The following is a 25,437-nucleotide window of genomic DNA, read 5'->3' as shown; positions in this document are numbered from 1 at the left end:
ATGGTAACAATGGTTATTGTTTTAACTGCTGCATATAGGCAGCAACCTCTGCCATGGGGGCTACCCATACTTCTTTCTCGTGTTGTTTAAGGTAGTGCAGCAGTTGACTGTGTTCGGCCAGGCCCTCGTTAATAGCATGTCCGCCGCCAACACCATGAAACAGGAACACCAGCAAGGTATGGCTTTTTATGGCTTCGTCTACCAGGTGAATCAGATAAGAAGCCGGCTGGTCCTGTATGGCAAAGGCGGGAATATCATCCAGCTTTATCTGTGCGGCGGTATAGAGCCCGCTGCTAACACCCCGCGCGCCCGGAAATTCATTTTTTACCTGTTCGTAAATGCTGGTATCGCCAATGCGCAGGTCGCCACAGGGAAAAGCAAAGGTGCGTTGTGTTTTACCGTCAATGGCTTGCAGTAAGGTGTTATTGGCTCGTATTTCACTTATTGCGCGGTTTACGGTGTATTTGCTCAGGTCGCGGTCCGGCTGTACCCAGGTGCGTCCGGGCAGTTGTGCGTTGCAGGGGTGAAAAAGTGTGTGGTTGCCCAGTTCATGCCCTTCCTGTGCAGCGCGCCGCCATTCTGGTATGCGGTTGCTTACGGCGGGTGCGCTGCCTACCAGATAAAAAGTGCCTTTCAGTTGCAGGGAATCCAGGGCGGGCAATACATTATCCAGATGGCCGTCTATACCATCATCATAAGTAAGTACTACAGCACATTTTTTCTGATTCCAGAGTGGGGGCTGTTGGGCGCAGGCTACTGAAGTGCTGATGATGAGCAGCAGGCTGCCAAGCATGTTGCGGTTGGTAAAAAGCATCGTTTATATTTGAAGTTAAACATACGAACTATGTATCAAAAGCGAACACTGTAACGTTGCAATTGCGTACAGGTGAATGGTTGGCTGTTTTTTAATACTATGAATTACAGTAGGTTGCGGTGTGGTGTGCTTATTGGTGGCAAAGGCGAAGTATGCCTATGTTTACCAGGTAAACTTATTTACATATGATCAGAAATTATCTGAAAACCGCCATCAGAAATATTGTTGCCCGTAAGTTTTATACGCTGATTAATATAGCCGGCCTTACTACAGGTATTGCTGTAGGGTTGCTGATATTGCTGTGGGTGCAGGATGAGTATAGTGTAGATGCGTTTCATAGCAAGGCTGATCATATTTACAAGGTGAATATTACCGACACAGGCGCGCATGGACGTATTTATTCCTGGATAATAGCGCCGGTGGCCACCTTTGCCCGGCAGGAGATACCGGCAGTAAAAGATGCCGCCCGTATAATGGGCACCGGCGGAAATGTTCCTTTTGCTTATAGGGATAAAGTGATGATAGAGGACAGGGTTGTGTTTGCCGACGCCTCTTTGTTTGGAATATTTGATTTTTCTTTTACCGGTGGTAACGCGCGGCAGCCTTATGCAAATGATGCATCGCTGGTGATAAGCCGTTCGCTGGCGGTAAAGTATTTTGGCAAAGAAGACCCCATAGGTAAGCAGGTGAATATTGGTAATGATGAGCTTTTTAATATCAGTGGTGTAGTGGAGGACATGCCTGTTACTTCTGCTGTGCGTTATGATGTATTTATTCCTATCCAGCGCTTCAATCGCCTTGCTTACAAAGAGGGGAATGTGAGTTATAATTCCACCAGCCGCCTGCCTTCTATGGATGCAGACTGGCACCGTTTCGGTTTTGAAACTTACCTGTTACTGAATAGCGGTGCTGATATAAAAAAGCTGGAAAGGCAGCTGCAGGCTATTCATGAACGTAACAAGCCTGATGATGCTCCGGTGCCCTATATTGCCCAGCCTTTAAAGCAGGTGCATTTGTACCGGGCAGATGGTACGGATGGTGGCATTGATACGGTGCGCATTTTTAGCCTGGTGGCGTTGCTGATAATGCTGGTGGCTTGTATTAACTATGTAAACCTGTCTACTGCACGCGCTATGCTGCGGGCAAAGGAGGTGAGTGTACGTAAAATGATTGGTGCAGCACGTTTTCAGCTGTTGATGCAGTTTTTAATAGAAACGGCGCTGGTATTTATGGTTGCGGTATTACTGGCAGTGGGGGTAATGTATCTGTTGCTGCCATTGTATAATCAGCTTTCGGGTAAACACCTGCTGTTACAGATGCAGAACAGACAGGCATGGCTGTATATAGGGCTGGCGTTGTTGGGTACACTGGCGGCTGCGGGTATTTACCCGGCGCTGCTGTTAAGTTCTTTTAAACCATTACAGGCGTTGAAGGGAAAGGTTACGGCGGGCGTGGGCAATGTATCGTTCCGGCGTGTGCTGGTGGTGGTGCAGTTTTCTGTATCGGTAGTGCTGATTATTGCTACGCTTATTATAGGTAACCAACTGGGGTATATCCGGAATAAGAATCTGGGATATGATAAGGAGAATACATTGTTTTTTACCATGCGCGATAAAATGCAGCCGCATTATGAGGCGGTAAAGGCTGAGTTGCTGAAGCAGCCGGGTGTGTTGGCGGTAACGCGTACCAGTGCCAATATGCTGCAGAATGGTGAATGGACGGGTGATACGGACTGGGAGGGTAAGCCGGAAAATAAGGCGCTGCGTTTCAGGCCTATGTGGGTGGATGAAACTACTATTCCTTTTTTTAAAATTCCCATATTGCAGGGTGCCGGTTTTACCGGTTCTCCGGCTGATTCTTTTCATATTATGGTAAATGAAACAGCTGTGAAGGAAATGGGCCTTACTGATCCTATAGGCAAACGCCTGCGTATTCAAAAAGTAAACGGTGTAATTACTGCAGTGGTGAAAGATTATCATTTCTCCTCTATGCGTGAGAAAATTGAGCCGGTTGCTATTCTCTACAATCACAATAACGCATGGCGTATGTATATTAAAATAGCGCCCGGGCATTCTGCAAAGGTAGCCGCAGCGGTGGAGCGGGAGTGGAAGCGTTATAATGGTCAGGTGCCTGCCAGTTATTCTTTTATGGAAGATGATTTTAATAAGCTGTATTTGTCTGAACAGCGTGTTTCTATGTTATCATGGGTATTTGCAGCGGTTACTATTATATTATCCTGCCTGGGTTTACTGGGACTGGCTACTTTTTCTGCACAGGTAAAGACCAGAGAAATTGGTATACGCAAGGTACTGGGTGCAGGTGTAACAGGTATAGTACAAATGCTGGCCCGCGAGTTTATGTTGCTGGTACTGGTTTCTTTATTAATAGGTATGCCGCTGGCCTGGTGGGCTATGAATAAATGGCTGGCTAATTTTGCTTACCGCACTTCTATTGGCTGGAGTGTGTTTTTGCTGGCGGGTATTGCTGCTTTATTAATTGCCTTTATATCGGTAGGTTTTCAGGCTGCCAAAGCAGCGCTGGCCAATCCTGTAAAGAGTTTGCGCAGCGAATAGTTTATTGTAGTTTTCTAATCTTCTGTTAATAAAATCTTTGATTCACAATCAGATAGTGACTGTTTGCCATTTATTTACTATTTTCAGCCGGTTTCAGTTAGTTCTTTTATGTGATGTGCTATATGTACCATCCGGACAACTATTTATTCACCTTAAAAAAATTGTTCCCCTTGATACATCATAACCTGTTGTTGATTCTGGCGTTGTTTTTTGTGATGGCTTTATTGTATATGCTTAGCCAGCGACTGAAAATTTCCTATCCTATTTTCCTGGTAATTGGTGGATTGGCAATTAGTTTTATACCCGGCCTTCCGCATCTGAATGTAGATCCTGATCTGGTATTTCTGATATTTTTACCTCCGTTGCTGTTTGAGGCTGCCTGGTACTCATCGTGGAACCAGTTGTGGAAATGGCGGCGATCTGTACTGAGTCTGGGCTTTGGGCTGGTACTGGTAACCTCGCTGGCCATTGCTTATTTTTCCTTACACATTATTCCTGATTTTACGCTGGCCCTGGGCTTTATGCTGGGCGGCATTATATCGCCGCCCGATGCGGTGGCAGCCACTTCTGTGTTAAAAGGTATGGAAGTGCCTAAACGGGGTACCACCATATTGGAAGGTGAAAGCCTGGTAAACGATGCAGCTTCTCTTACGGTACTCCGCTTTGCCATTGCTACCGTGCTTACGGGGCAATTTGTGTTTCAGAAAGCAGCGGTGGATTTTGCGGTGCTGGCGGTAATGGGGGTGTTTGTAGGTTTGCTTATTGCGCATATTCTGTATTATGTATTGCGCTACTGGGTAGGCTCTTCCAGCATTACCACGCCTATTACCCTTATTGCGCCGTACCTTATGTATATAGTGGCCGAACAATTTCATTGGTCGGGCGTACTGGCGGTAGTAAGCGGGGGATTGTTTCTTTCCTTCCGTTCCAGCGATTTTTTAAATTATCACACACGTTTACAAACCAAAGAAGTATGGGAAACGGTAGGGTTTCTGCTGAATGGTTTTGTGTTTATATTAATAGGGCTGGAACTTCCTGTTATTATTAAAGGCCTGGAAGGGTATGAACTGAGTGAGGCTATTTACTATGCCCTGGTTATCAGTGCTATGGTAATCGTTATCCGGATTGTGCTGGTGTATTTATCCACCTTTATACCCAGATGGCTGAGTAAAGACCTTCGTGAGAAGGAAAAAAGCCCGGGTCTGAAGCTACCTTTTATTATAGGCTGGGCAGGTATGCGTGGGGTAGTGTCGCTGGCATCTGCACTGGCTATTCCGCTTACGTTAAGCGATGGTACTACCGGCTTTCCGCACCGTAATCTTATTTTGTTTATCACCTTTGTGGTAATACTGGTAACCCTGGTGTTTCAGGGCCTTACATTGCCCTTGTTTATTCGCTGGTTAAAAGTGGAAGAAGTGGATGACTATATTCCGGAAGAAGAGCAGATTGAAGCTATACGCCTGGAACTGGCCAAACAATCTATTCAGTATCTCGATGCCAATTATGCGGTGGAAATGAGCCAGTATGAAACTGTGGGCCGTATTAAAGAGCAGTTGCAACGCAGCGTAAATGCTACGGAAAGTACCATGAATGAGGAGGATAAGAAAAAGGCATTGAGTTCTGTACGGGGCTTGTACCGGAAAATAATGCTGGAACTGGTGAGCCTGCGCCGGGATGGTTTGAAAAAGATGACGCAGCAAAACCAGTATGACGACCAGGTGCTGCGGGTAATGGAAAGCAGCCTTGACCTGGAAGAGGCCCGTTTAAACAAAGTGTAGCTTTTACCGCCGTAACCCGTTGAAGGGCATTTGGCAAAACATATTGTCCATATTTTATCAGCAAAGGGTTTGCCTTACCGGGTAAGCCCTTTGCTGTTTCTTGTTCTGGATTAAGTTTTTGCGGAGAAAAAAGGTGCAGGTTTGTGTTCTGAAACAATATTGTATGGACAGAAAAGATTTTCTCCGCAAAGGTTTAATGGGTACCGGTATGTTTGTGGCCAGCGCTGCTTTGGGTAATGTGCTGAAGAATGAGGTGGACGAACTGGCTGAACTGGAGCCTATGGGCTTTAATCATTTGCCTAATACAGCATCGAAAGTGAGTGAGAATATGGTACTGCACAAAGCGGCTACCAGAGGCCATGCCAACCATGGCTGGCTGGATACACACCATACGTTCAGTTTTGCCAATTACTATAATCCGGAACGCATGCATTTTGGGGTGTTGCGTGTGCTGAACGATGACAGGGTAGATGCCGGTATGGGCTTTGGCACTCATCCGCATGACAATATGGAAATTATTTCCATTCCGCTGGAAGGTGATCTGGAGCACAAGGATAGTATGAATAATGTGGCGGTAATACGCCAGGGCGATATACAGTGTATGAGTGCCGGAACAGGTATTTACCATAGCGAGTTTAATAAAAACTCCGATAAGCTTACCCGCTTTTTACAGATATGGTTATTTCCGCATACTAAAAATGTAAAGCCCCGGTACGATCAGGTTACGCTGAACCTGAAAGACCGGCACAATAAACTACAGCAGATTGTATCGCCCAATGCCAATGATACCGGCGTGTGGATACACCAGGATGCCTGGTTTCATATGGGCCGCTTTGATAAAGGGTTTACCACTTCCTATACCGTTAAAAAGCCGGGCAATGGTGTGTATGCTTTTGTAATTAAGGGCGATGTAACCATTCAGGGGCAGGCGCTGAACCAGCGCGATGGACTGGGCATGTGGAATACGGAAAGTATAGAAATTACGGCTGACTCGGCAGATGCGGAGGTACTGCTGATGGATGTGCCTATGGTAATAGGTTAGTAATTATGGCATATTTGTTTTGATTGTACAAGAAGCCGGGCCTGTTAAAACAGTAACCCGGCTTTATTGCTATTTACATACCATCTGACCGCATAGCCCATACCAGCTTCACGTGCCGGTAAGCGCCTGCGGCTGACCATTCACTATCATAATTTAAACCGTAGGGCCAGAAGTGGCCGCCACCGGTATTAATAACAGCACTGGTGCCATCGTAAGTTTTAATTACATCCACCGTGTTGGTACCCACAAACAGGCCGGAAGATATGTTGGCCGACCAGCCGGAAGATAATCCTACACCATACGTGTGTGCAATTTCGTGCATAGCAGTGCGTACGCCCTGGTAACTGGCAGTTGGCCCAAAACGGATATTGCCGTTAGTGCTGCCGTCGGCCGTAGCCACACCGGTGTTGTACTGTACCGTAAGGGTGCGTGCGGGCCAGTTAGCGCCTGCGTTGTAACGGGCGCAGGCATCGTTCATCGCATTGGTAATACGGGTTTGCACATCGGCTGGTACGCCGGTGCTGGTAAGTGTCCAGGTAAGCTGGCCGCTATAGGTAGCTGCCACAAATGCCCATTGCTGGTTTTCGCCACCCCAGTAGCTCCATTGTGCTATGCCGGCACCATCTGCCACGGATTGTCCGGCTACATCCAGGTCTTTACCGCTGTTGCGGTTAACAATACGGTAATAGCCATCGCCCAGGCTTATAAACTGCCATTGCTGGTTGTTGGCGCCTGAGTAATCCCAGATGTTTGCCTTTACACTGTCTGCAGTGCCTGACTGGTAAATTTCCAGTGCGCGGCCGCTGGGTACGCCAATAATGGAATAATAACCGCCGGATAGCTGTGTAAGCGTCCAGCGCTGGTTAGTGCCGCCATTGCCACCCCATTGCAGTACGTTGGTACCATTGGCAGTAGCAGCGCCTGATACATCCAGTAGCTTGCCGCTTTTGCGGTTTACAATTAAAAAGGTGCCGTTGGCTGGGGATAACCGTGTTTCGGTAGCAGGTATTTTGGCCAGTGTGTTTACCAGCGGTAAGCTACCGCTGTCTGTCGGTTCCGGCTGCGGGAAGTTTTCTTTTTTACAACTGGTAAGGCCAAGCATCACAGTTAGCAACACGCCGCCCGTAAGGCGGAAAAGGAGTGATTTGTTTTCCATATCAAGGTTTTTATTAACGGTGTGAAAATATCAGCGTAGGATATTGCCTGTTAGGGGTGAATTCATCAAATACAGGGGGTGTTTTCAGCCGCAAACGAATTGGGTTGCCGCGTAAAAGAGGTGGGGTAGGGTAATAACTACTACAGCTTAGTATGTACTGGTACTGATATTGAAGCCGTTAGTTGGCGCTATACTGCAACTGTGCAAAGGATAATCTGATTAGCGTATTGTGTTTGCTTACAAATACCGGATAAAGCGGCTGCCGGTAGTAAATAGCAGCCGCTTTGCAATAATTTAAGGCTGACCATGCCCGCCGGATGCACCATATATCTGCCCGGTGGCGTAACTGCCATCATTGGCGGCCAGCTGTACATAAATGCCAGCCAGTTCTGCAGGTTGGCCGGGGCGTTCCAGTGGTGTATCGCCGCCAAATTTTTTCAGTTTTTCCATAGTAGCACCACCGCTTACCTGTAGCGGCGTCCATATAGGGCCGGGTGCCACGCCGTTCACGCGTATGCCTTTGGGGGCCAGTTGTTCCGCCAGCGATTTTACATAGTTGGTAGTGGCGGCTTTGGTTTGCGCATAATCGTACAATTCTCCGGAAGGCGCATACGCCTGTACGCTGGAAGTTGCGATGATAGATGAGCCGGGCTTCAGATGCGGCAGGGCAGCTTTAATGGTCCAGAAAGGAGCGTAAATATTTGTTTTCATCGTAGCATCAAATTCCTCGCTGCTAATGTCCATAATAGAAGCCTTTGTTTGCTGACGGGCAGCGTTGTTTACCAGTATATCCAGTCCGCCCAGTTGCCGCACGGCTTCTTCTACCAGCTTTTTACAAAAGGCTTCTTCCCGCAGGTCGCCGGGTATAGCTACTGCTTTACGGCCTGCTGCTTTAATCAGTGCTACCACTTCCTGCGCATCCGGTTCTTCGGCAGGTAAATAGTTAATAGCCACATCCGCCCCCTCGCGGGCGTAGGCTATGGCTGCTGCACGGCCCATACCCGAATCGCCACCTGTAATCAGCGCTTTTCTGCCCGCAAGGCGGCCACTGCCCTTATAACTCTTTTCCCCATGGTCTGGTACCGGGTCCATTTTACCCGCCAGCCCGGGCCATGGTTGTAGTTGCTCTTTAAAAGGTGGTTTGGGGTATTTGTTTCTGGGGTCTTCCAGGCCTGCGCTTACAAAGGTTTCTTTACCTGTTTCCGGGGCGGCAAAAGCCTGTGTTACGGCCAGCGCGGCCAGGCCTGCGCCAATGCTTCCCAGTGCCTGCCGGCGACTGCATAATTTTTCGTTGTCCATAGGAAGTGCTTGTTTAGCATCAGGCACAGAAAATTCGTTCCATGGTTTCCGGCTGCAGAAAACTGGCGGCAAAAGCAAAATGCAGAGGTGTGTGCCCGTAAAATGGGGAAAATGCTGCCGGTAAAAAGCAGTTGCGGCCTGCTGCCACTGTAAAAGCGTTTTGCCTAAGCAGCAGCGCTGAAAACGGCTATTTATTTACAATGCAATATATTAGCAAAAGTAACGCCCCCTGGGTGTTGCTGCTAAATCTATCGATATGCGCTTATTAACTGCTACTTTATTGCTTGTGTTGCTGGTACCGGCGGGTGCTGTAAAAGCCCAGACGAAAGCAGATAGCATTAGTTTATTTTTTCCCAAAGTACTTATCACCGACAGTAGTAACCGGGTGCTGCTGGTGTACGATGCTAACCGTAAAGCTTATGAAATACCCAGTATTGGCACCATGGCCGGCCCTTCATCGATAAAAGATTATATACAGAAAACTGCGGAGGAGATAGGGATAACTTACCGGGGCTTCAGGCTGGGGGGCATGTTTACCTATATTTTCCCCGATAAGTACCGCACTTTTATAAGACCTTATTTTGTAGTACAATCAAACGGATATGCCAACGGAACAGGGTTGGCAGATACTACCTGCCACTGGTTTACCCGCGAAGAGGCTATTGCTTTAATACCTTATCCTGCATCGGCGCTGATTGTGCGGCAGCTGCTGGAAAAACCAGCCATCACATGGGGGGGCTCTTTTGAAGAGTATGGTTACACCAATCCGGTGGATACTTCTAAAATTGTATTCAGGCAGCTGGAGCATTTTTATCCGTTAAATTAAACGCCCGGCTGGCTCCGGTATTGCCAGTTGCCTGCTATGTGCCGCCAATGATACTAATTTTCATACCTATGCGTTTTACTGTATGCTGCGTTTGCCAGTGTATACGTTAATAATAGCCAGGAGCGATAAGGTGGCCATAAACGTGGTAGATAGTGGCCAGCCCCCTGCCTTCCAGCAAAGAATAGAAAGCCAGGTACCCAATGCGCCGCCTATAAAATAGCTGGTCATATACACGGTATTAATACGGCTGTTGGCGGTATGGTCCAGCGAATAGATGACGGCAATATTGGTTACCTGTGTAGCCTGTATACCAACATCCAGCAGAATAACGGTAACCCATATGGCAATAACAGCACCAGGAAACAGCTTTAATATCAATATCGCCAGCAGGGTAATGCCGGTACTGAACAACAGGGAGCGGCTGTGGCTTCCTTTATCGGCCAGTTTACCAAACACGGGTGCCATTAGCGCACCTGCCACCGCCAGCAGCCCAAACATACCAATGGCAGGTGTGCTGTAGTTAAAGGGGGCACCGCTCAGGTAAAACGTAAGTGTAACCCAGAAAGCGCTGAGCGTGCCGAAGGCCAGCATGCCTGTTAAAGCAGTGCGGCGCAGCAATGAAAAACGTTTGAGTTGTGCTACGGTGCTTTGTAACAGACCTGCGTACGTGCCTGTAAAGCGTTCCGGTGTGGAGGGAAAATCGGCCTGCATAAGTACGGTGGTGCCCAGTACCAGTGCGGCTGAAATAAAATATACATACTGCCAGCCCAGCCAGCTGTTAACAAAACCGCTGAACACCCGTGCTACCAGTATACCGGCCAGTATACCGGTAAAAACCTGTGCTACCGTTTTGCCTCTTTTTTCTTTACCTGCACTGGCAGCCATAGGTAGTATTACCTGCGCTACCACAGAAAAAACACCGGTAAGCAGGCTGCCTGCGTATAATAACCATAAGTGGGTGGAAAAACCGGTGAGTAACAGTGAAGCTATTAAGCCTGCCTGCAGATACAGTATCAGCTTTTTTCTTTCAATCATATCGCCTGCGGGCGTAATAAAAAACAGGCCCATGCCGTAGCCTATCTGTGCCAGTACGGTTAAAATGCCCGCCTTTTCTGCAGGTATATGAAAGCTGTGGGCAATAGCGCCCAGTATAGGCTGACTGTAGTATACGTTGGCCACGCTTATGCCAGCGGTGGCTGCCATAATAAATATTTGTGTGCGGGATAGTGGTGCCATTGTTAATTGATTTGTTGATACAAAGTTGGCATCTGAAAGGCCCTGGTTCCAATGAACTGTTTTAAGAAAAACGGTTAAACTGGTTGGGGTAAAAAAGTTGAACTGGATTAACTTTTTCTTGCAGCTCTTTTGCTGCGTAGTTTGGATAGATACTCTGTAGTTATACCCAGAAAGGAAGCCAGCGCATATTGCGGTACCCGGGATGCAATGTCAGGATATTTTTCCAGAAAAAGCTCATAGCGCTGCTCGGCAGATTTGGTGAGGTTGGTAATTACACGGCGCGCCATATGGGCTGCTGTGTTTTCTGCCAGTATACGAAAATAGGTTTCAAACACATGGCGGCTGCTTTTTAATTGCTGCTCCTTTTCAAAATCAATTTTCAGAATCAAACTATCCTCCAGCGCCATTACAAACATGGTAGCAGGTTGCTGAAAAATATAACTGTTGTAATCACTTATCCACCAGTCGTCAATAGCAAACTGAATGGTGTGTTCATCGCCTTCATCACCTATTACATAGGCCCTGAATGCGCCCTGTACTACATAGTAGCGTTGCCTGGCTACAAAGCCGGGTTGTATAATAAATTGTTTTTTCTTTACCCGGGCTACTTCAAATGCTTCATTAAACAGGGTGGCTTCTTCCGCTGTAAAACTTACTTTTTTGGTAACATGTGCCTGTAGCTGATTGTATGCTGTCATGGGTACTCCAAATGTATTAAAAAACTGCTACGGAGCTGTTCGTTGTCCGCAGTGTTGCTGTATGGCAATTTGCACCCAAAATATGGTAAAGGCGTTGTATAAACAGGAGATAATCTGGCGAAAAAGCTAAAGATGGTGGTGCCTGGTGCAGGGTGTCAGCTGGTGAAGGGCCGGAGTGAAATAAATGAATGAGCCACCGGAACTTAATGCGGCAGCTCATTGATGGGGAAGGTTTAATGGCCGTGCGCAGCTATGCTTACCTCTTTCCAGGTTTCTACTTCTGCCAGTTTTTTCGCGTAAGCCTGCACTACACCATGGTAGGCTATTTTGCCTAACAGTAAACGGGCAGGTGGGTTGGGGCTGTCTGCTATTTGTAATACAGGGGCAACGGTTGCCGCGGGTTTGCCCCAGGTATCCGGGTTGTCGCCTGCTGCTGCAAAGGCTTCGCGTACGGGCGCGTAATCTTCAATACCCGCTGCTGTTTGCGTGGCAGAGGCACCAGCCCATTCGGTAGCATATCCATTGGGTTCAATCAATGTTACTTTAATGCCCAGGTGTGCTACTTCTGTTGCCAGCGTTTCGCTCAGGCCTTCTACTGCAAACTTAGAAGCATTGTATACGCTTAACATAGGTAGAGTGGTAAGTCCCAGAAAGCTGGATACCTGTATAATATGCCCGCTCTTTTGCGCCCGCATTACCGGCAGTACTGCCTGTGTTACCCATAGCAGGCCAAAGAAATTGGTTTCCATCTGCGCGCGCGCCTGTGCTTCGGTGCTTTCTTCCAGCGTACCAAACAGGCCATAGCCCGCGTTATTAATTAATATATCTATGCTGCCAAAATGCGCTGCTACGTTATTGGTGGCATTAAAAACCGCTTCGCGGTCGGTTACGTCCAGTTGCACGGGTAACAGGTTGTCGCCATATTTTTCCACCAGATCGTCCAGCGTACTCAGGTTGCGTGCAGTAGCTGCTACTTTATCGCCCCGTTTTAAAAAGGCTTCTGCCCATAATTTTCCAAATCCTCTGGAAGCGCCGGTAATAAAAACTGTTTTAGCCATAGTTGTATGTTTTCTGAATTTGATAACACAAAGCTCGCTTGTTACTTACCGGCTAAATAGTCCGTTTGAGGGAAAGAATAGCACAAAACCACGTACAACGCTTATCTTCATCCGGTTGATTGATGTTGTTTATCAAAGAAGATTTATGAATACTAACGCCCTTGCCACAAAACCACATTATCCTATTCTGGACGGTCTGCGCGGTGTGGCTGCTTTACTGGTAGTAGCTTTTCACGTCTGTGAAGCCCATGCTACCAGCCATCTGGATCAGATGATTAACCACGGATACCTGGCGGTGGATTTCTTTTTTCTATTATCTGGTTTTGTAATGGGCTACGCTTATGACGACCGGTGGGGTAAAATGACCATCGGCGGTTTCTTTAAACGTCGCCTGATACGGTTACAACCCATGGTAGTAATGGGCATGCTGATAGGGGCTATCTGTTTTTATTTCTCTGCATCCAATATGTGGCCGGGCATCAGCGGGGTGCCTGTATGGAAATTGCTGGTGGTAATGCTGATTGGCTTTACACTTATACCGGTACCGGTTTCTATGGATATACGCGGCTGGCAGGAAATGCACCCGCTGGATGGGCCGGGCTGGTCGTTGTTTTTTGAGTATGTTGTAAATATATTGTACGCGCTTGGTTTTCGTAAGCTGGGTAAAGTAGCCTTATCGGTGCTGGTAGCGGTGTTTGGTATAGTGCTGATACATTATGCGGTAACCAGTAAAACAGGCGATGTAATAGGCGGCTGGTCGCTTACGGCAGAGCAGTTGCGCATTGGTTTTACACGGGTGATGTTTCCTTTTTTTGCCGGTTTGCTGCTGTCGCGCGTGGTTAAACCTACACAGCTGAACAACGCATTTTTATGGAGTAGTCTGTTACTGGCGCTTGTGCTGTGCTTTCCCCGTGTAGGTGGTGCGGAGCATTTATGGGCTAATGGTTTGTACGATTCACTGAGTATTATATTGCTTTTTCCGATAATCGTTTATATAGGAGCCAGCGGAAAGCTTGCTGAAGGTAAGGGGGCACGTGTATGCAAATTTCTGGGAGATATCTCTTATCCTATTTACATTACCCATTATCCTTTTATATACATTTATACCGGTTGGGTAAGTAATCATAAAGGAATGAAGCTGGTGGAAGCCTGGCCCTGGGCGCTGCTTACTTATACAGGTGCGTTTTTGGTAGCTTACGCGGCTTTAAAGTTATATGATGAGCCGGTGCGTAACTGGCTTACCAAAAAAACAAGATAAAATAAAAGCGTTAGTACCTGTGAAGTGCAGTACTAAGGTGATAGCAACAAAAACAGGCACTAACGTTTTTTACAACAGATTACCGGGTAACTGCTCCTTTCCACTCCCGCGCTTTCTGAGCTTCTGCTTCGTTCGGTTTATCTGATGCCCTGGTTTTGGTAAACATGGTAACGATCAGTTCAAAAATACCTGCTACCAGAAATGGTATCTTCAAACCATCGTCAAAAGAGAATAGCCAGGGCGATGCTGCCAGAAACAGACCACCTATAACATCCAGTATCAGGTGGGCGCGCATAGGAATCAGTTTAATGCCACCCAATTCGTAATTGGTCATAAAGCTATACACCACCAGGCTCAGGCCCATTAAAGAGGCCACTACGGCTGCCGGGCCTTCATATTTCAGTATCCAGGGTATCATCAGTACTACGCCCATCAGGTAGTCCAGCATACCATGTACTTTGGTTGGTAGAAATCGCATATATCACTTTTTAGGTTAACTGACTTGTTTACCCTTAAAAGCGACTAAAAAATTATGCCTGCACGTTGGTTAGTGCATAGGCGCATCTGTTATGCCTCCGGAACCGGATATAATCTCTGCCAGTTTGGGATCTTTTTTCTTTTCGCGGCTCAATACCGCGTAGCTGATAATCACGCTTAGCAGCATACATACTGCTCCTATTAAAAAGTGTATACCCGGAAAATGGAAAGGCGCTTTGGAGGAAGTGAAATAAGCGAACGTATTGTTCATAATTAACGGGCCGAAAATGGTGGTAAGGCTCATAAGGCTGGTAAGCCCACCCTGCAATTCACCCTGCTGGCTGGAGGGGACATGACCAGATATTACGGCCTGTAAAGAAGGGCCGCAGATACCACCCAGGCAATAGGGTATCAGAAAAGCAAACATCATCCAGCTTTGTGTGGCAAACGCAAACAGGATTAGCCCCAGTGTATACAGGCTCAGACCCAGATAAATACTTTTTTCATTGCCTATTTTAGGGTTTACCACACGTGTAAGCCCTGCCTGTACAGCGCCCACCAGCACGCCTACTACCGCCAGTGAAATGCCTACCATACGCTCACTCCACTGAAAGCGGTACATGGTAAAAAAGTTCCAGTTGCCCTGAACGGCCTGGCCGCCCAGATAAATCAGGAAAAAGCTAAAGGCCAGTCCGCCAATTTCCGGGTGCTTTTTTAAGAACATCAGTGATCCAACGGGATTGGCGCGTTTCCACTCAAAAGGGCGGCGGTTTTCTTTTGCCAGCGACTCGGGCAGAAAGAAAAAGCCGTACAGAAAGTTCAGCAGGCATAAAGCTGCTGCCGCATAAAAAGGTGCGCGGATACCCCAGCTTGCCAGCAGGCCACCCAACGCAGGCCCCAGCACAAAACCTAAACCGAAGGCTGCCCCTATAATTCCAAAGTTTTTGGCGCGGCTGGTAGCATCATGGCTTACATCGGCAATATAAGCGGTTGCTGTGGTAAAGCTGGCTCCGGTAATACCGGCAATAATACGGCCCACAAACAGCCAGTTGTAGGTAGGGGCCAGCGCCAGTATAACATAATCAATACCAAACCCCAGCAACGATAGCAGCAGTACCGGCCTGCGCCCGAACTTATCGCTCAGATTACCAATCAGCGGCGCAAACAAAAACTGCATTACTGCGAATACAGACAGCAGCATGGCGCCATACTTACTGGCTTCATTTACCGGTATTCCTTTCAACTGGGCAATCAGATCGGCCATTACCGGAATAATAAGGCCCCACCCCATAATGTCAATTAAAAGGGTAATGAAAATAAAGCTGAGTGCGGACTTGCCGGATTGTTGCATACAGTGGAATTTGGAAAAGGCAAACTTACCCCTAAACCGGCAATTTGTATGTGGTAATTCCGCCATTCGGAAGGGGTATTCAGGACGTGTTTATGAAATAGCTGCATGTATGAACTATCTTTGGAGAGAAACCTTAAACAGGACTTTCAGGTCAGAAACATATTATCTCGCATGAGGCTAAATACTGCTAAGCCAGTAAAATGGATATTTGTTATACTGCTGCTTTTTATTGCTACCAACTGTTCCGCCCCTGTTAAAGTGGCAGAGAGGCCGGGCTTTTGTCAGGTAATGAAAGCACAAATACTTTGTTTGGATAGTCTGGGCTCTTCAGGCATAGATGGATATGAAAAATTGGATTCTGTGAACCAGTATATCAGAAATCTTATTGAACAATACAGGAATGAGATAGCCACGATATCTGATACTTCTTTTGAAAATGTTGCTATTGTAGCAGCGGCGGATAAAAAACTGAGTCTTGTTTCCTGGGATACCAGAACGGGCGGAACGATGCCTGTGCTGGCTGCTATGGCTGTTTTTTGCACTCCCAGAGGAAAAGTGCATACCGTGTTTCTGAAAGATTCTCTGCCGGGAGAACAGGAAATGTCGATGATTGCCTATCAGCATTTATATACTATTCATAGTTCCCGTGGAGTGCTATATGTGGCATTGGGATACGGGCGGGGCTCTACTATATTACCGTGGCAACAATTGAAGGTTTTTGCCATAAAAGAAGAGCAGCTGATTTATCCGGCTGTTTTTCCGGGTGGAGTATCCACGTGCTTTGTTGAACTAGACCGGACACATCTTAAAACAGAGGAACTACCTGAAATAAAGGTAGAACGTAATGGTCAGCTGATACTGTTGCCTGAAACTATTGAACACGGTGGGTTTACGGGTTCTTTTAAAAAGCTGGTTTTTAAGGATAGTGCTTATTATGCGGCGTATTAAACTATAAAAATAAATGTTCACCCGATAAATAAATCTGAAATCAATGGAAAATAATCAGGAATCCTGGCAGTTAAACCAGATTGACGGTGAAGAGATAGCCGAGCTTATAATGGTGTTGCGGAAGTCGTTGGGGCTGGAATTTAAGGCAGACGCTTTTTTGCATGCCAGCACCTTTGGTGATTTGTGTGATGTGTTCGAACGGCATATAAGTTATGAGGATAAAGCAGGATGTACAAGTCAGCAGGCTTTTTATAAGCTGAGGAAAGCTATACTGGAAACGTCGGAGGTGGCTAAAGAAGATATTACAGCCAGTACCCCTATGGAACTGCTTTTTCCCCGGAAAAACCGACGGAGGCAGGTAAGGTTGATGCTGCAACAAATGGGATTGGGTGTGAAGTTGCTTACTTGTAAAAGCTGGATAAAGGATATTGCCGTTGGGGGCATGTTGCTTTCTTTCATTGTTTTGTTCTTTAATTTCAAGCGGGGTGGGGTCGGTATCACATTTTTCCTGGCAGGATTGCTGTTGGCCGAAAAATGGGGGAAAGAGTTTGATCAGGAAATAACAACCATAGGGAAGTTGGTGGAGTTGCTGGTTTCAGAGCATTATATAAAAGTAAGGAGATATCCCAACACGGTTAACCGTGCTGAAATTGTTCCGCTGATTACTAAGGTTTTTCAGCAAAAGTTATCTATGGATAGCGCAAACCTTACAGGCGATACCAGCCTGATTTAATGGGAGGAGCATGACCCTGTTTTTTGCCACTTATGTATACATGTATAGTGTCAGCACTATATACTTTATCTTTATGCCTCTGATATCAACACATTATGAACAAGATTTACACTGTTATCGTAGCCGCAATGCTTGCCGGTGCTACTTACGATGTGCAGGCGCAGGGTATTAAAATGCCTCAGGCCAGCTCTGCCCAAACAATTACCCAGGAATTTGCGCTGGGAAAAATTACCTTAACGTATGCACGCCCTAATGTAAAAGGCCGTAAAATTTTTGGTGAGCTGGAACCGTATGGCGCAGTATGGCGTACGGGTGCTAACTCTGCCACACTGGTTTCTTTTAGTGATGAGGTATCCATTGAGGGTAATAAAGTGCCTGCAGGTGAATACGCGCTGTTTACTATTCCTGGTGCAAAGGAGTGGACGGTTATACTGAATAAAGCTACCAAACAATGGGGCGCTTATGAATATAAGGAGTCTGAAGATTTTTTACGTTTTAAAGTAAAGCCTGCTAAAACTGACAAGCTGGTTGAAACTTTTACTATGCAGTTTAACAATGTTAAACCTACCTCAGCTGATTTTACGCTGGCGTGGGAAAATACCGCTGTTACCCTTCACCTGACTGCTGATATTGACAGCCGTGTAATGGCTTCTATTGATGAGGCTATGAAAGGGGAGAAGAAGCCTTATTTTCAGGCCGCTATCTATTACTACGAAAACAACAAAGACCTGAATAAGGCTTTAGAGTGGGTTACTGCAGCTGAAAAAGCAAACCCCGATGCATTTTACATCAAGCCTTGGAAAGCCCGTATTCAATTGAAAATGGGTGATAAAGCCGGTGCTGTAGCTACCGCTACTGAAGGTATTGCGATAGCGAAAAAAATTAAAAACGACGAGTATGTTCGTTTAAACGAAGCTATTATTAAGCAGGCTAAATAAGTATTGATACTGCGTAAAAATTATCGCATTAAAAAAGCAGGGCAGCATTTGCAGCCCTGCTTTTTTAATGTACATCTGATGCCGGGTTAGCTATTTTTTCTGATTGGGAAAGTTTTTAAAATCATACAGCAGGCTAACCAGCACCATGCGCTGTAACTGGTTGGTTTGCCGGGTATATATGTAGTTCTGCGAAGCGCTCTGTGAGTAGCTTCTGTTGGTGTTAAGCAGATCAAAACCGCTTAGGCGTACCTGCCACCGCTGATTGGTAAACAGGCGTTTAAAAATGGCTGCATTAAGAATGTAGTTTGTTTGCGAGGGAAGCAGGCCGTAAGTGTTCTGGTGCGAGCAGGAAAAACTGCCATAAATATTAATTCCCAGCGGTAGCTCGTAATTCAGGTTTATAATACCAATATGCGATTGGCTTTTGGTGTTCTGCTGTGCATTTACCGAATACCGGTAGGCCGAAAAATCAGAGCCTCCCATCAGTTCTGCTGATAGTTTTTTCGTAAGGTCGTAATTGAATTTCCAGCTGGGGGCCAGACTGATGCTGTTGGTTTTATTGGGCATACCATTAATTAATCCGGCGTCGTTGCTGAAACGGAGACGGCTTGAAATGCTGGCGCTGTTTTTCTGCCCTTTTTTTCTGCCTATGGCAAAACTGTAAGATATATAGGTGCTCATGTGCCAGGTGCCGTTTACGTTTACAAACTGTTGCTGTTGTACACCACCTGCAAGCAGGGTAGTGGATGAAACAATTTGATTATGTATCACGTCGCCATAAGCCGACAACATAAGCCCGTTAAACGTTTTCAGGTTGTAGGAGTTCAGGTTAACTGAGAAGTTGTGCGCAAAAGATTGCTTCAGATCGGGGTTACCTGTTTTTATAAATAACGGATTGCTGAGGTCGGGAACCGGCTGTAGCTGATCGATTGCCGGAGACGTGCTGTTGCCATTATAATTAAAGCTGAGGCTTTTGCCTTTCGAAAGATTAACATTTACGTTAGCCCGCGGAAACAGATTGGTAAAATGTTGCTTTATGTGCTGTACGGGTTCAAAATTAAAGTTGTCTAATGTACTGTATTGCCATCCCAATCCCAGTTGGTAGTTGAATTTCTCTCCGGTGCCGCCAAATCCGCTTTCCAGGCGGTGCGTAGTGTTCCGGTTGTTAAAGCGGTTAGTGGTTAGTGGGTTGGGCTTGTCATATTCCCCGGTAAGGCTGTCATAGTCATTGCTTCTTTTATCGTTTTGTTGTTGTTGTGTAGCAAAGCTGTAAATTAAAGACAGGTTATGCCGGTTAAACAATGGTTCTGTATACATTACTGAGCTGCCGTAACCATTGCCTTTGCTGGTTTGTGTATACCGTTGGTTGGTTACTGTTTGCTGCAGCAGGTTGCCTGTTGGTGCAAAACTGTTAAGTATAGAAAACAGGCTGCCCGGCGCGCTACCGGTTTGTGCAAACTGGCTGGCAGATACCTGTATGGTTCTGCCGGGTTTTATAAACCGGTGGCGCCATTCCAACTGATTGTTAATGCTAAAGCTGTTTTGCTGGTATGCGTTGCTGGTTTGCGTATTGCTGCCAGTGTAACTGCTGCCGGTATTATACAACGTGTGTATATTGGCGGTATCCTGGTTATTGCCACTGTTGCGTGTATGGGTAATACTGCTGCTTAGTTGCCATTGGTTCATACTGTCGGCATTATAGGTCAGCAGCATATTTATGGGATAGTTTTTAACCGTGGTAAGGCTTTGGCTTCGCCTGTTTTCCAACAGGCTGGAGTCGGTAAAAAAAGTACGTCTGCTGGTGGTTTGCAACGCTTCTGTTTTTTGGTTGTTACCCTTAAATGAAATGGCTGTTGTAAGTTTATTGCCCCATTTTTTAGTCAGGTTGAGGTCCAGAACAGCGGTAGATTGAATACCTGTCTGAGGGCCGGGCATTTTATTCTCTACTCCAATAAAACGGTTGTTGATATTGTTTACTTTCAGGTTGCTGTTTACCATCAGGTCTGCGCCCAGCCTGGTTATCTGTCCTCCACCGGCATAGCTGTTCTTTTGGCCTTTGCTGATGTAAGTATTACCCACCCAGGCTTCTTCCATCCCTTTTTTGGTTTTTATATTCAGGGTACGGGTCTCACTGTTTTCTTTTACACGGCTGAATTTAGCTCTTTCAGACTGAGTGCTATACACTTCAATAGCAGCAATCATTTCGGCTGGTAAGCTGTTGGCATTCTTAATATCGCCAATAAACAGGTCTTTTCCGTTAATCGTTATTTTGTCTATCCGCTGGCCCTGAAAAGTAATATTGCCATTATTGTCCACGTCTGCTCCTGGTATTTTGCGAAGCAGGTCTTCCAGTTGCGAATTAGGTCGCACATTAAAGGCATCGGCAAGAAAGGAAAGGGTGTCGCCTCTTACAGTAACAGGTTTAGGAGTGGTAGAAACCACCACATCGTTCAGTATGTTTTCCTGCGGATGAAGGGCCAGATCAAGTTGCAGGGTATCGTTTTTTTTCACATACAGAATGGTGGTATCGTTAACGAAGCCTACGGCAGCAATTACCAGCCGGTAACTTCCTTCCGGTATCTGGCGGAAATAAAATCCTTTCCCGCCTGTTCGGGTCTGAAACCGGGCTTTACTGCTTTCGCCGGGGAAAAGAAATACATCTGCCCCCTCTATAACTGTCTGATAGGCACTGTCGAGCACTTTACCGCGTATGCTGCCGGTTTGCGCCCGGGCAGCATGTTGTAACAACATAATCAGCAATACAGAAAAGCTTATACGTATCATTTGCTTTTTGCCGGGCCGGTATGGTTACGCCCTGTTTGCTGTAAGTAACTAATAATGCAGGTGGCTGGCGGGAACAGACACTGGTGGCTGGGGGGCATGTCTTATATCATGTTATTAAATCTTTATCATATTGAAGCTGATGCCTTACTGCCGGAACGGGTGGGGTATCTTGCTTTTTTTGATGGCTCCGGGCAGACAGGATGATGCTGAACGGGACTGAATTATTAGCAAATGGTATCTTTAAAAGCAATATGGTGTGTCAGCACCTTTGTGCCATCTGTAGCCGGATGGATAGGCACATTATCGTATCTGTTGGCTTATCTGCTGTTAAGCACCAATAAGCTGAAAGTAAATCAGCGGATTTATCACTTGCTGAATATTGTGGGCGCGTTCGGGCTCACCTGGAATGCGATAACGCTGAACGATTATCCCAATATTATCGTAAATGTTTCGTGGGCTTTAATAGCCAGCTGGGCTATCTTCAATATTCAGCATACTAAGAAAAGTTAAGCAGTAAAAGCGCCTGCTTTTTATATTGTTCCAGTTTTTGCTGGTATTCTTTTTTATCGCCTACCAGGCTCAGGTAATAATAAGCGCCGTCTACCAATACAAAAATAAGATCTGCTGTAAGTGCCGGGTTTTTTACCGATAATACCCTGGTGTTATTACATGCTGTAATCAATTCCTGCAGCCGCTGCCGCAGGGTGTCCAGTAATTCTTTGTATTTGCCTTTAATAGTTTTATCCCGAAAGGCCAGCGCATAGCAGCTGTATGATACACTGTCATCGAACAGCGTATTCCATTTACTGGAGAATATATTGTCTATTACTTTCAGCAGATGAGTTTTGGGGTCTGTAGCATCTTCTGCAGGTACCTTATATATCAGCAACCATTTATCCAGTATATACTCTATCAGCCCGTATACCAGATGGTCTTTGTTTTTAAAATAATGCACTACCAGGCTGGGGTTAATATCAATCAATTCAGCTGCTTTGGCAATAGAGGCATTTTCAAGGCCTTCTTTCTTAGCTACTTTATAAAAGGCTTTAATAATTTCCTTCTGGCGCTCTCCTTTCAGGCTCTTTCTACCCATATGTGATGGTGATATTATTTGTGCGCAAATATATACAGCTTGTTTAAATGGCCTGAAGAAGTATCGTTACCTGTAAAAACAAACCAAACATAAAAGCGCTTCAGGTTAAGTTTTAGTGAACTTGTTATTAATGATATATTAATTGAACGTTCATTCAATTTATGTATGCGCTGTTCTCTTCAAATTTGTCTCCGGTTTTAACGATTCATTATACCTAAATCATTTCAGCAATGAAAAAGATAGCGTTAGCTATATCTTTGTTAATGGCATTTTGCTATGCCGGTTTAGCCCAGACTAACAGGCTTACAGGTGTTGTAAGGTCCGCTACGGACAGCAGCACACTGGCAGGTGTTTCTATTACAGTAAAAGGCGCCAAAGGAGGTACTGTTTCCAATATGGAAGGGCAGTTTTCTCTCTCCATATCTAATGGCGCTAAACTGGTAGTAGCTGCCTTAGGCTATCAGGTGCAGGAAGCTACTGCTACTGTACCTGGCGAACTTACTTTGTATTTACAGCCCAGCGAAAAAGCGCAACTGGATGAAGTGGTAGTTACCACGGCGCTGGGTATTAAAAAGCAGCAGAAAACGCTGGGTTATGCTGTGCAGGAGGTAAACGGCGAGTCGCTTACCAAAAGCCGTATGGCCACGGCAGCGGGTGCACTGGCTGGTAAGGTAGCGGGTTTGAATATTTCCAATACCACCGATCTGTTTCAAAACCCCACTATTACATTGCGTGGCAAAACACCGTTAATTGTAATTGATGGTATTCCCGATCCGGATGCCGACCCTTTTAAAGTGAATGCTGATGATATTGAAACCATTACAGTACTGAAAGGTACTGCTGCCGGTGCGTTATATGGCGCATTGGGTATTAACGGTGCTATTGTATATACCACCAAAAAAGGAAATAAGAATGCACTAAAGGTAGATGTAAACTCTTCCACTATGTTTCAGACCGGCTATACGGTTGTACCTAAGGTACAAACACAGTATGGCGGTGGCGACCAGGGCAAGTATGCTTATATAAATGGTTCCGGTAACGGAACAGAAGGCGGCGGCTGGATATGGGGGCCCAAACTGGATCAACGTGATGCTACCACCAAAAGCGGTTTTTATGAAACTACTCAGTACGATAGCCCTATAGATCCTGCTACCGGTCAGCGTATAGCCACCCCATGGGTATCACGCGGTAAAGACAATATCAAAAACTTTTTCCGTACCGGCATACTGTCTACTAATAGCGTAGCGGCAACAGTTGGTGGCGAAAGAGGTGCTTTCCGGGTATCTGCCTCCCATATTTATCAGAAAGGAGTGGTGCCTAATACAGGGGTTAACAACTCTTCTTTTTCTATTGGCGGTAACTACGCATTGTCATCTAAATTGCGTGTAGATACCAAACTTACCCTGAACAAAGAGTATTCTAATAACTATCCTACGGTTGGTTATGGTCCTCAGAATCTGTTGTATAACCTTATCTTATGGATTGGGCCGGATATCGATATCCGCGATCTGAAAAACTACTGGATGCCGGGTAAGGAGGGAATACAGCAGCGGAACTACAACCTGTCCTGGTACAATAACCCTTATTTTGTAGTAAACCAGTTTTTAAACGGTTACCGCAAAAACAATATGTTTGGCCAGGCTACGTTCGATTATCAGTTAACCAAAGACCTGTCCGTTAAATTCCGTAATGGATTTAACCAGTATGGAATTAACCAGGATAACAAAGAGGCTAACAGTTATGTGGCTTACTCTTATGTATCCAGAGGTAACTACAGTACAACGAATTCGCAGTATTTTGATATCAGCAGCGATCTGATATTGAATTACAACCACCGCTTTAACAGCAACTTCTCTGTTAACCTTACTGCGGGTGGTGCCAATACTTATCGTAACTACAAATCTGTGTATACTACTACAGATGGTCTTACCATACCGGGTTTATATACTTTGTCTAACTCCATTAACCCGCTTAAGGGTACCAGTCTGTTGCAGGAGCGAAGAACTGCCAGTGCATATGCTATGGCAGATATTGAAGCAATGCGCTTTTTACATTTTTCATTTACCGGCCGTTACGATAAAACCAGTACGCTGCCTGTAAAAAACAATGGATATTTTTATCCTTCAGCGGGTGTTTCAGCGGTTTTGTCTGATGTGCTTACGCTGCCCCAAACCATTTCTTTCCTGAAGTTGCGTGCTTCCTGGGCTAAAGTAAACACTGGTTTTGTGAACAAGGATAACCCATATGCACATATGACGGTGTATAGCACTGCTACCAAATGGAATAATACCCCTGCGCTGGCATGGCCTTCTACTTATATTTCTCCAGACCTGATACCTGAAACCGTGCTTTCCGGTGAATATGGTGTGTCTGTGGGTTTGCTGAGAAATCGTATTAATGTAGATGCCACCTGGTTCAGAAACGAAGAGTATAATAACTATGCAAGCGTGCCTCAGTCCGAAGCCAGTGGTTATACCAGCCTGCTTACCAATGCCAACGTATTTGTAAGAAGAGGATGGGAAATGATGATAAGCGGTACCCCGGTTAAAAACCGCCATTTTACCTGGGAAACCGGTATTAACTTCAGCAACAACCACCTGTGGCTGAAAGAAGCTACCCTGAACCGCGATGGTTATGTTACTAATTATACCGACAGGTACAGTAGCGCTCACATCGTGAAGGAAGGGCAGCGTACAGATATGATTTACATTTCTCAGGCACGTACACCCGATGGCGCTGCCATTTACAACAGCAACGGTTTTCAGGCAACTTCGCCTTATGGGCAAGCATTTGGCAAAGGTGCTCCGGATTGGATTTATGGCTGGCAGAACACGTTCTCCCATAAAAATATATCGTTGCGCTTTTCTTTCGACGGTCGTTTAGGCGGACTTATTTACTCTACTACCAATCAGAAAATGTGGTGGGGTGGCACTAGCCCTGGTACTGTGAATCAGTATCGTGACGATGCTAATGCAGGTAAAGCAACTTATGTAGGCCCTGGTGTGGTAGTTACTTCGGGAAATGTTACTTACGACAACTATGGTAATATAACCTCAGATACGCGTAAGTATGCACCTAATGCTACTGCCGTTAACTACAATGGATTTATGCAGGCTACCAGTGGTGCTATGCTGAATAATTATTTCTATTACAGCGGCAGTTATCTGAAAATGCGTGAAGTGGTGTTAAGCTATCAGTTGCCTCAGCGCCTTATTAAAGGTGCGTTTAAGCAGGCTTCTGTATCCTTTGTGGCCAACAACCTTTTCATTCTGTCAAAAATGCCTAACGTAGATCCGGATGCTGAAGGTGATAACCTGCAAACGCCTTCTATGAGAAGCATGGGTGTTAACGTAAATCTTACTTTCTAAACTTACT

20 protein-coding genes and 1 pseudogene are annotated in these 25,437 nt (G+C 45.9%); 10 read left to right on the top strand and 11 right to left on the bottom strand.

Features of this window, described 5'->3' with window-relative positions:
* Positions 1-13 precede the first annotated feature (13 nt).
* Complete coding sequence (locus tag IEY13_RS11315) at positions 14-814, bottom strand: polysaccharide deacetylase family protein (RefSeq protein ID WP_188952081.1); 801 nt, start codon at positions 812-814, stop codon at positions 14-16.
* Positions 815-999: 185 nt separating this feature from the next.
* Here IEY13_RS11315 and IEY13_RS11310 point away from each other — a divergent pair.
* Positions 1,000-3,339: pseudogene (locus IEY13_RS11310) on the top strand (ABC transporter permease); the annotation flags it as partial.
* On the opposite strand, the gene IEY13_RS30440 reads toward IEY13_RS11310, so the two are convergent.
* Positions 3,333-3,380: a hypothetical protein gene (locus IEY13_RS30440; RefSeq protein WP_373286926.1), complete on the bottom strand. Its 48-nt coding sequence runs from the start codon at positions 3,378-3,380 to the stop codon at positions 3,333-3,335. The pseudogene IEY13_RS11310 and the gene IEY13_RS30440 overlap by 7 nt on opposite strands.
* A 177-nt stretch (positions 3,381-3,557) precedes the next feature.
* On the opposite strand from IEY13_RS30440, the gene IEY13_RS11305 reads away from it, so the two are divergent.
* Both IEY13_RS11305 and IEY13_RS11300 read left to right on the top strand, forming a co-directional pair.
* Positions 3,558-5,165, top strand: a complete 1,608-nt coding sequence (locus IEY13_RS11305) for a Na+/H+ antiporter (protein WP_188952079.1) — start codon at positions 3,558-3,560, stop codon at positions 5,163-5,165.
* Between the two features lie 163 nt (positions 5,166-5,328).
* A complete protein-coding gene (locus IEY13_RS11300) occupies positions 5,329-6,207 on the top strand; it encodes a pirin family protein (protein WP_188952078.1) in 879 nt (292 codons plus the stop codon).
* Between the two features lie 73 nt (positions 6,208-6,280).
* Here IEY13_RS11300 and IEY13_RS11295 read toward each other — a convergent pair whose 3' ends face one another.
* Together IEY13_RS11295 and IEY13_RS11290 are read right to left on the bottom strand one after the other, a co-directional pair.
* A complete protein-coding gene (locus IEY13_RS11295; RefSeq protein ID WP_188952077.1) occupies positions 6,281-7,363 on the bottom strand; it encodes an RICIN domain-containing protein in 1,083 nt (360 codons plus the stop codon).
* A gap of 294 nt (positions 7,364-7,657) precedes the next feature.
* Positions 7,658-8,662: an SDR family oxidoreductase gene (locus tag IEY13_RS11290; protein WP_188952076.1), complete on the bottom strand. Its 1,005-nt coding sequence runs from the start codon at positions 8,660-8,662 to the stop codon at positions 7,658-7,660.
* 256 nt (positions 8,663-8,918) lie between these two features.
* On the opposite strand from IEY13_RS11290, the gene IEY13_RS11285 reads away from it, so the two are divergent.
* Positions 8,919-9,488, top strand: coding sequence for an NUDIX hydrolase (locus tag IEY13_RS11285; protein ID WP_188952075.1), 570 nt, complete (start codon positions 8,919-8,921; stop codon positions 9,486-9,488).
* A 75-nt stretch (positions 9,489-9,563) separates the two neighbouring features.
* On the opposite strand, the gene IEY13_RS11280 is transcribed toward IEY13_RS11285, so the two are convergent.
* From IEY13_RS11280 to IEY13_RS11270, 3 genes are all read right to left on the bottom strand, one after another.
* Positions 9,564-10,724 (bottom strand): MFS transporter, encoded by a 1,161-nt coding sequence (locus IEY13_RS11280; RefSeq protein ID WP_188952074.1) that lies wholly within the window; start codon positions 10,722-10,724, stop codon positions 9,564-9,566.
* Positions 10,725-10,831: 107 nt separating this feature from the next.
* Positions 10,832-11,422, bottom strand: coding sequence for a Crp/Fnr family transcriptional regulator (locus IEY13_RS11275; protein ID WP_188952073.1), 591 nt, complete (start codon positions 11,420-11,422; stop codon positions 10,832-10,834).
* Positions 11,423-11,655: 233 nt separating this feature from the next.
* Positions 11,656-12,480, bottom strand: a complete 825-nt coding sequence (locus tag IEY13_RS11270) for an oxidoreductase (protein WP_188952072.1) — start codon at positions 12,478-12,480, stop codon at positions 11,656-11,658.
* 145 nt (positions 12,481-12,625) lie between these two features.
* On the opposite strand from IEY13_RS11270, the gene IEY13_RS11265 reads away from it, so the two are divergent.
* Positions 12,626-13,738 carry an acyltransferase family protein gene (locus IEY13_RS11265; RefSeq protein ID WP_188952071.1) on the top strand — a complete coding sequence of 371 codons (1,113 nt, stop codon included), beginning with the start codon at positions 12,626-12,628 and terminating at the stop codon, positions 13,736-13,738.
* A gap of 79 nt (positions 13,739-13,817) precedes the next feature.
* Here IEY13_RS11265 and IEY13_RS11260 read toward each other — a convergent pair whose 3' ends face one another.
* Positions 13,818-14,216, bottom strand: coding sequence for an SPW repeat domain-containing protein (locus IEY13_RS11260; RefSeq protein ID WP_188952070.1), 399 nt, complete (start codon positions 14,214-14,216; stop codon positions 13,818-13,820).
* 69 nt (positions 14,217-14,285) lie between these two features.
* Complete coding sequence (locus IEY13_RS11255; protein WP_188952069.1) at positions 14,286-15,566, bottom strand: TCR/Tet family MFS transporter; 1,281 nt, start codon at positions 15,564-15,566, stop codon at positions 14,286-14,288.
* A 171-nt stretch (positions 15,567-15,737) separates the two neighbouring features.
* On the opposite strand from IEY13_RS11255, the gene IEY13_RS11250 reads away from it, so the two are divergent.
* From IEY13_RS11250 to IEY13_RS11240, 3 genes are all read left to right on the top strand, one after another.
* The gene (locus IEY13_RS11250) at positions 15,738-16,514 is read left to right on the top strand and encodes a hypothetical protein (protein WP_188952068.1); all 777 of its coding nucleotides are present in this window, start codon (positions 15,738-15,740) and stop codon (positions 16,512-16,514) included.
* A 43-nt stretch (positions 16,515-16,557) separates the two neighbouring features.
* Complete coding sequence (locus IEY13_RS11245) at positions 16,558-17,247, top strand: hypothetical protein (RefSeq protein ID WP_188952067.1); 690 nt, start codon at positions 16,558-16,560, stop codon at positions 17,245-17,247.
* Positions 17,248-17,342: 95 nt separating this feature from the next.
* On the top strand, positions 17,343-18,185 hold the full coding sequence (locus IEY13_RS11240) for a DUF2911 domain-containing protein (protein ID WP_229687827.1): 843 nt from the start codon (positions 17,343-17,345) through the stop codon (positions 18,183-18,185).
* Positions 18,186-18,275: 90 nt separating this feature from the next.
* Here IEY13_RS11240 and IEY13_RS11235 read toward each other — a convergent pair whose 3' ends face one another.
* Positions 18,276-20,969 (bottom strand): TonB-dependent receptor, encoded by a 2,694-nt coding sequence (locus tag IEY13_RS11235; protein ID WP_188952066.1) that lies wholly within the window; start codon positions 20,967-20,969, stop codon positions 18,276-18,278.
* A gap of 231 nt (positions 20,970-21,200) precedes the next feature.
* On the opposite strand from IEY13_RS11235, the gene IEY13_RS11230 reads away from it, so the two are divergent.
* Positions 21,201-21,479, top strand: a complete 279-nt coding sequence (locus IEY13_RS11230) for a CBU_0592 family membrane protein (protein WP_188952065.1) — start codon at positions 21,201-21,203, stop codon at positions 21,477-21,479.
* Here the strand turns inward: IEY13_RS11230 and IEY13_RS11225 are convergent.
* On the bottom strand, positions 21,466-22,062 hold the full coding sequence (locus IEY13_RS11225) for a TetR/AcrR family transcriptional regulator (RefSeq protein ID WP_188952064.1): 597 nt from the start codon (positions 22,060-22,062) through the stop codon (positions 21,466-21,468). The genes IEY13_RS11230 and IEY13_RS11225 overlap by 14 nt on opposite strands.
* Positions 22,063-22,292: 230 nt before the next feature.
* Between IEY13_RS11225 and IEY13_RS11220 the strand changes: the two genes are divergently transcribed.
* The gene (locus tag IEY13_RS11220) at positions 22,293-25,430 is read left to right on the top strand and encodes a SusC/RagA family TonB-linked outer membrane protein (RefSeq protein ID WP_188952063.1); all 3,138 of its coding nucleotides are present in this window, start codon (positions 22,293-22,295) and stop codon (positions 25,428-25,430) included.
* The last annotated feature ends 7 nt before the right edge of the window (positions 25,431-25,437 follow it).

Origin of the sequence: Filimonas zeae (genome assembly GCF_014641615.1) — a bacterium.
Classification (GTDB): domain Bacteria; phylum Bacteroidota; class Bacteroidia; order Chitinophagales; family Chitinophagaceae; genus Filimonas; species Filimonas zeae.
The sequence above is the reverse complement of the archived record's forward strand: the minus strand, read 5'-3'. Positions and strand labels throughout refer to the sequence as shown.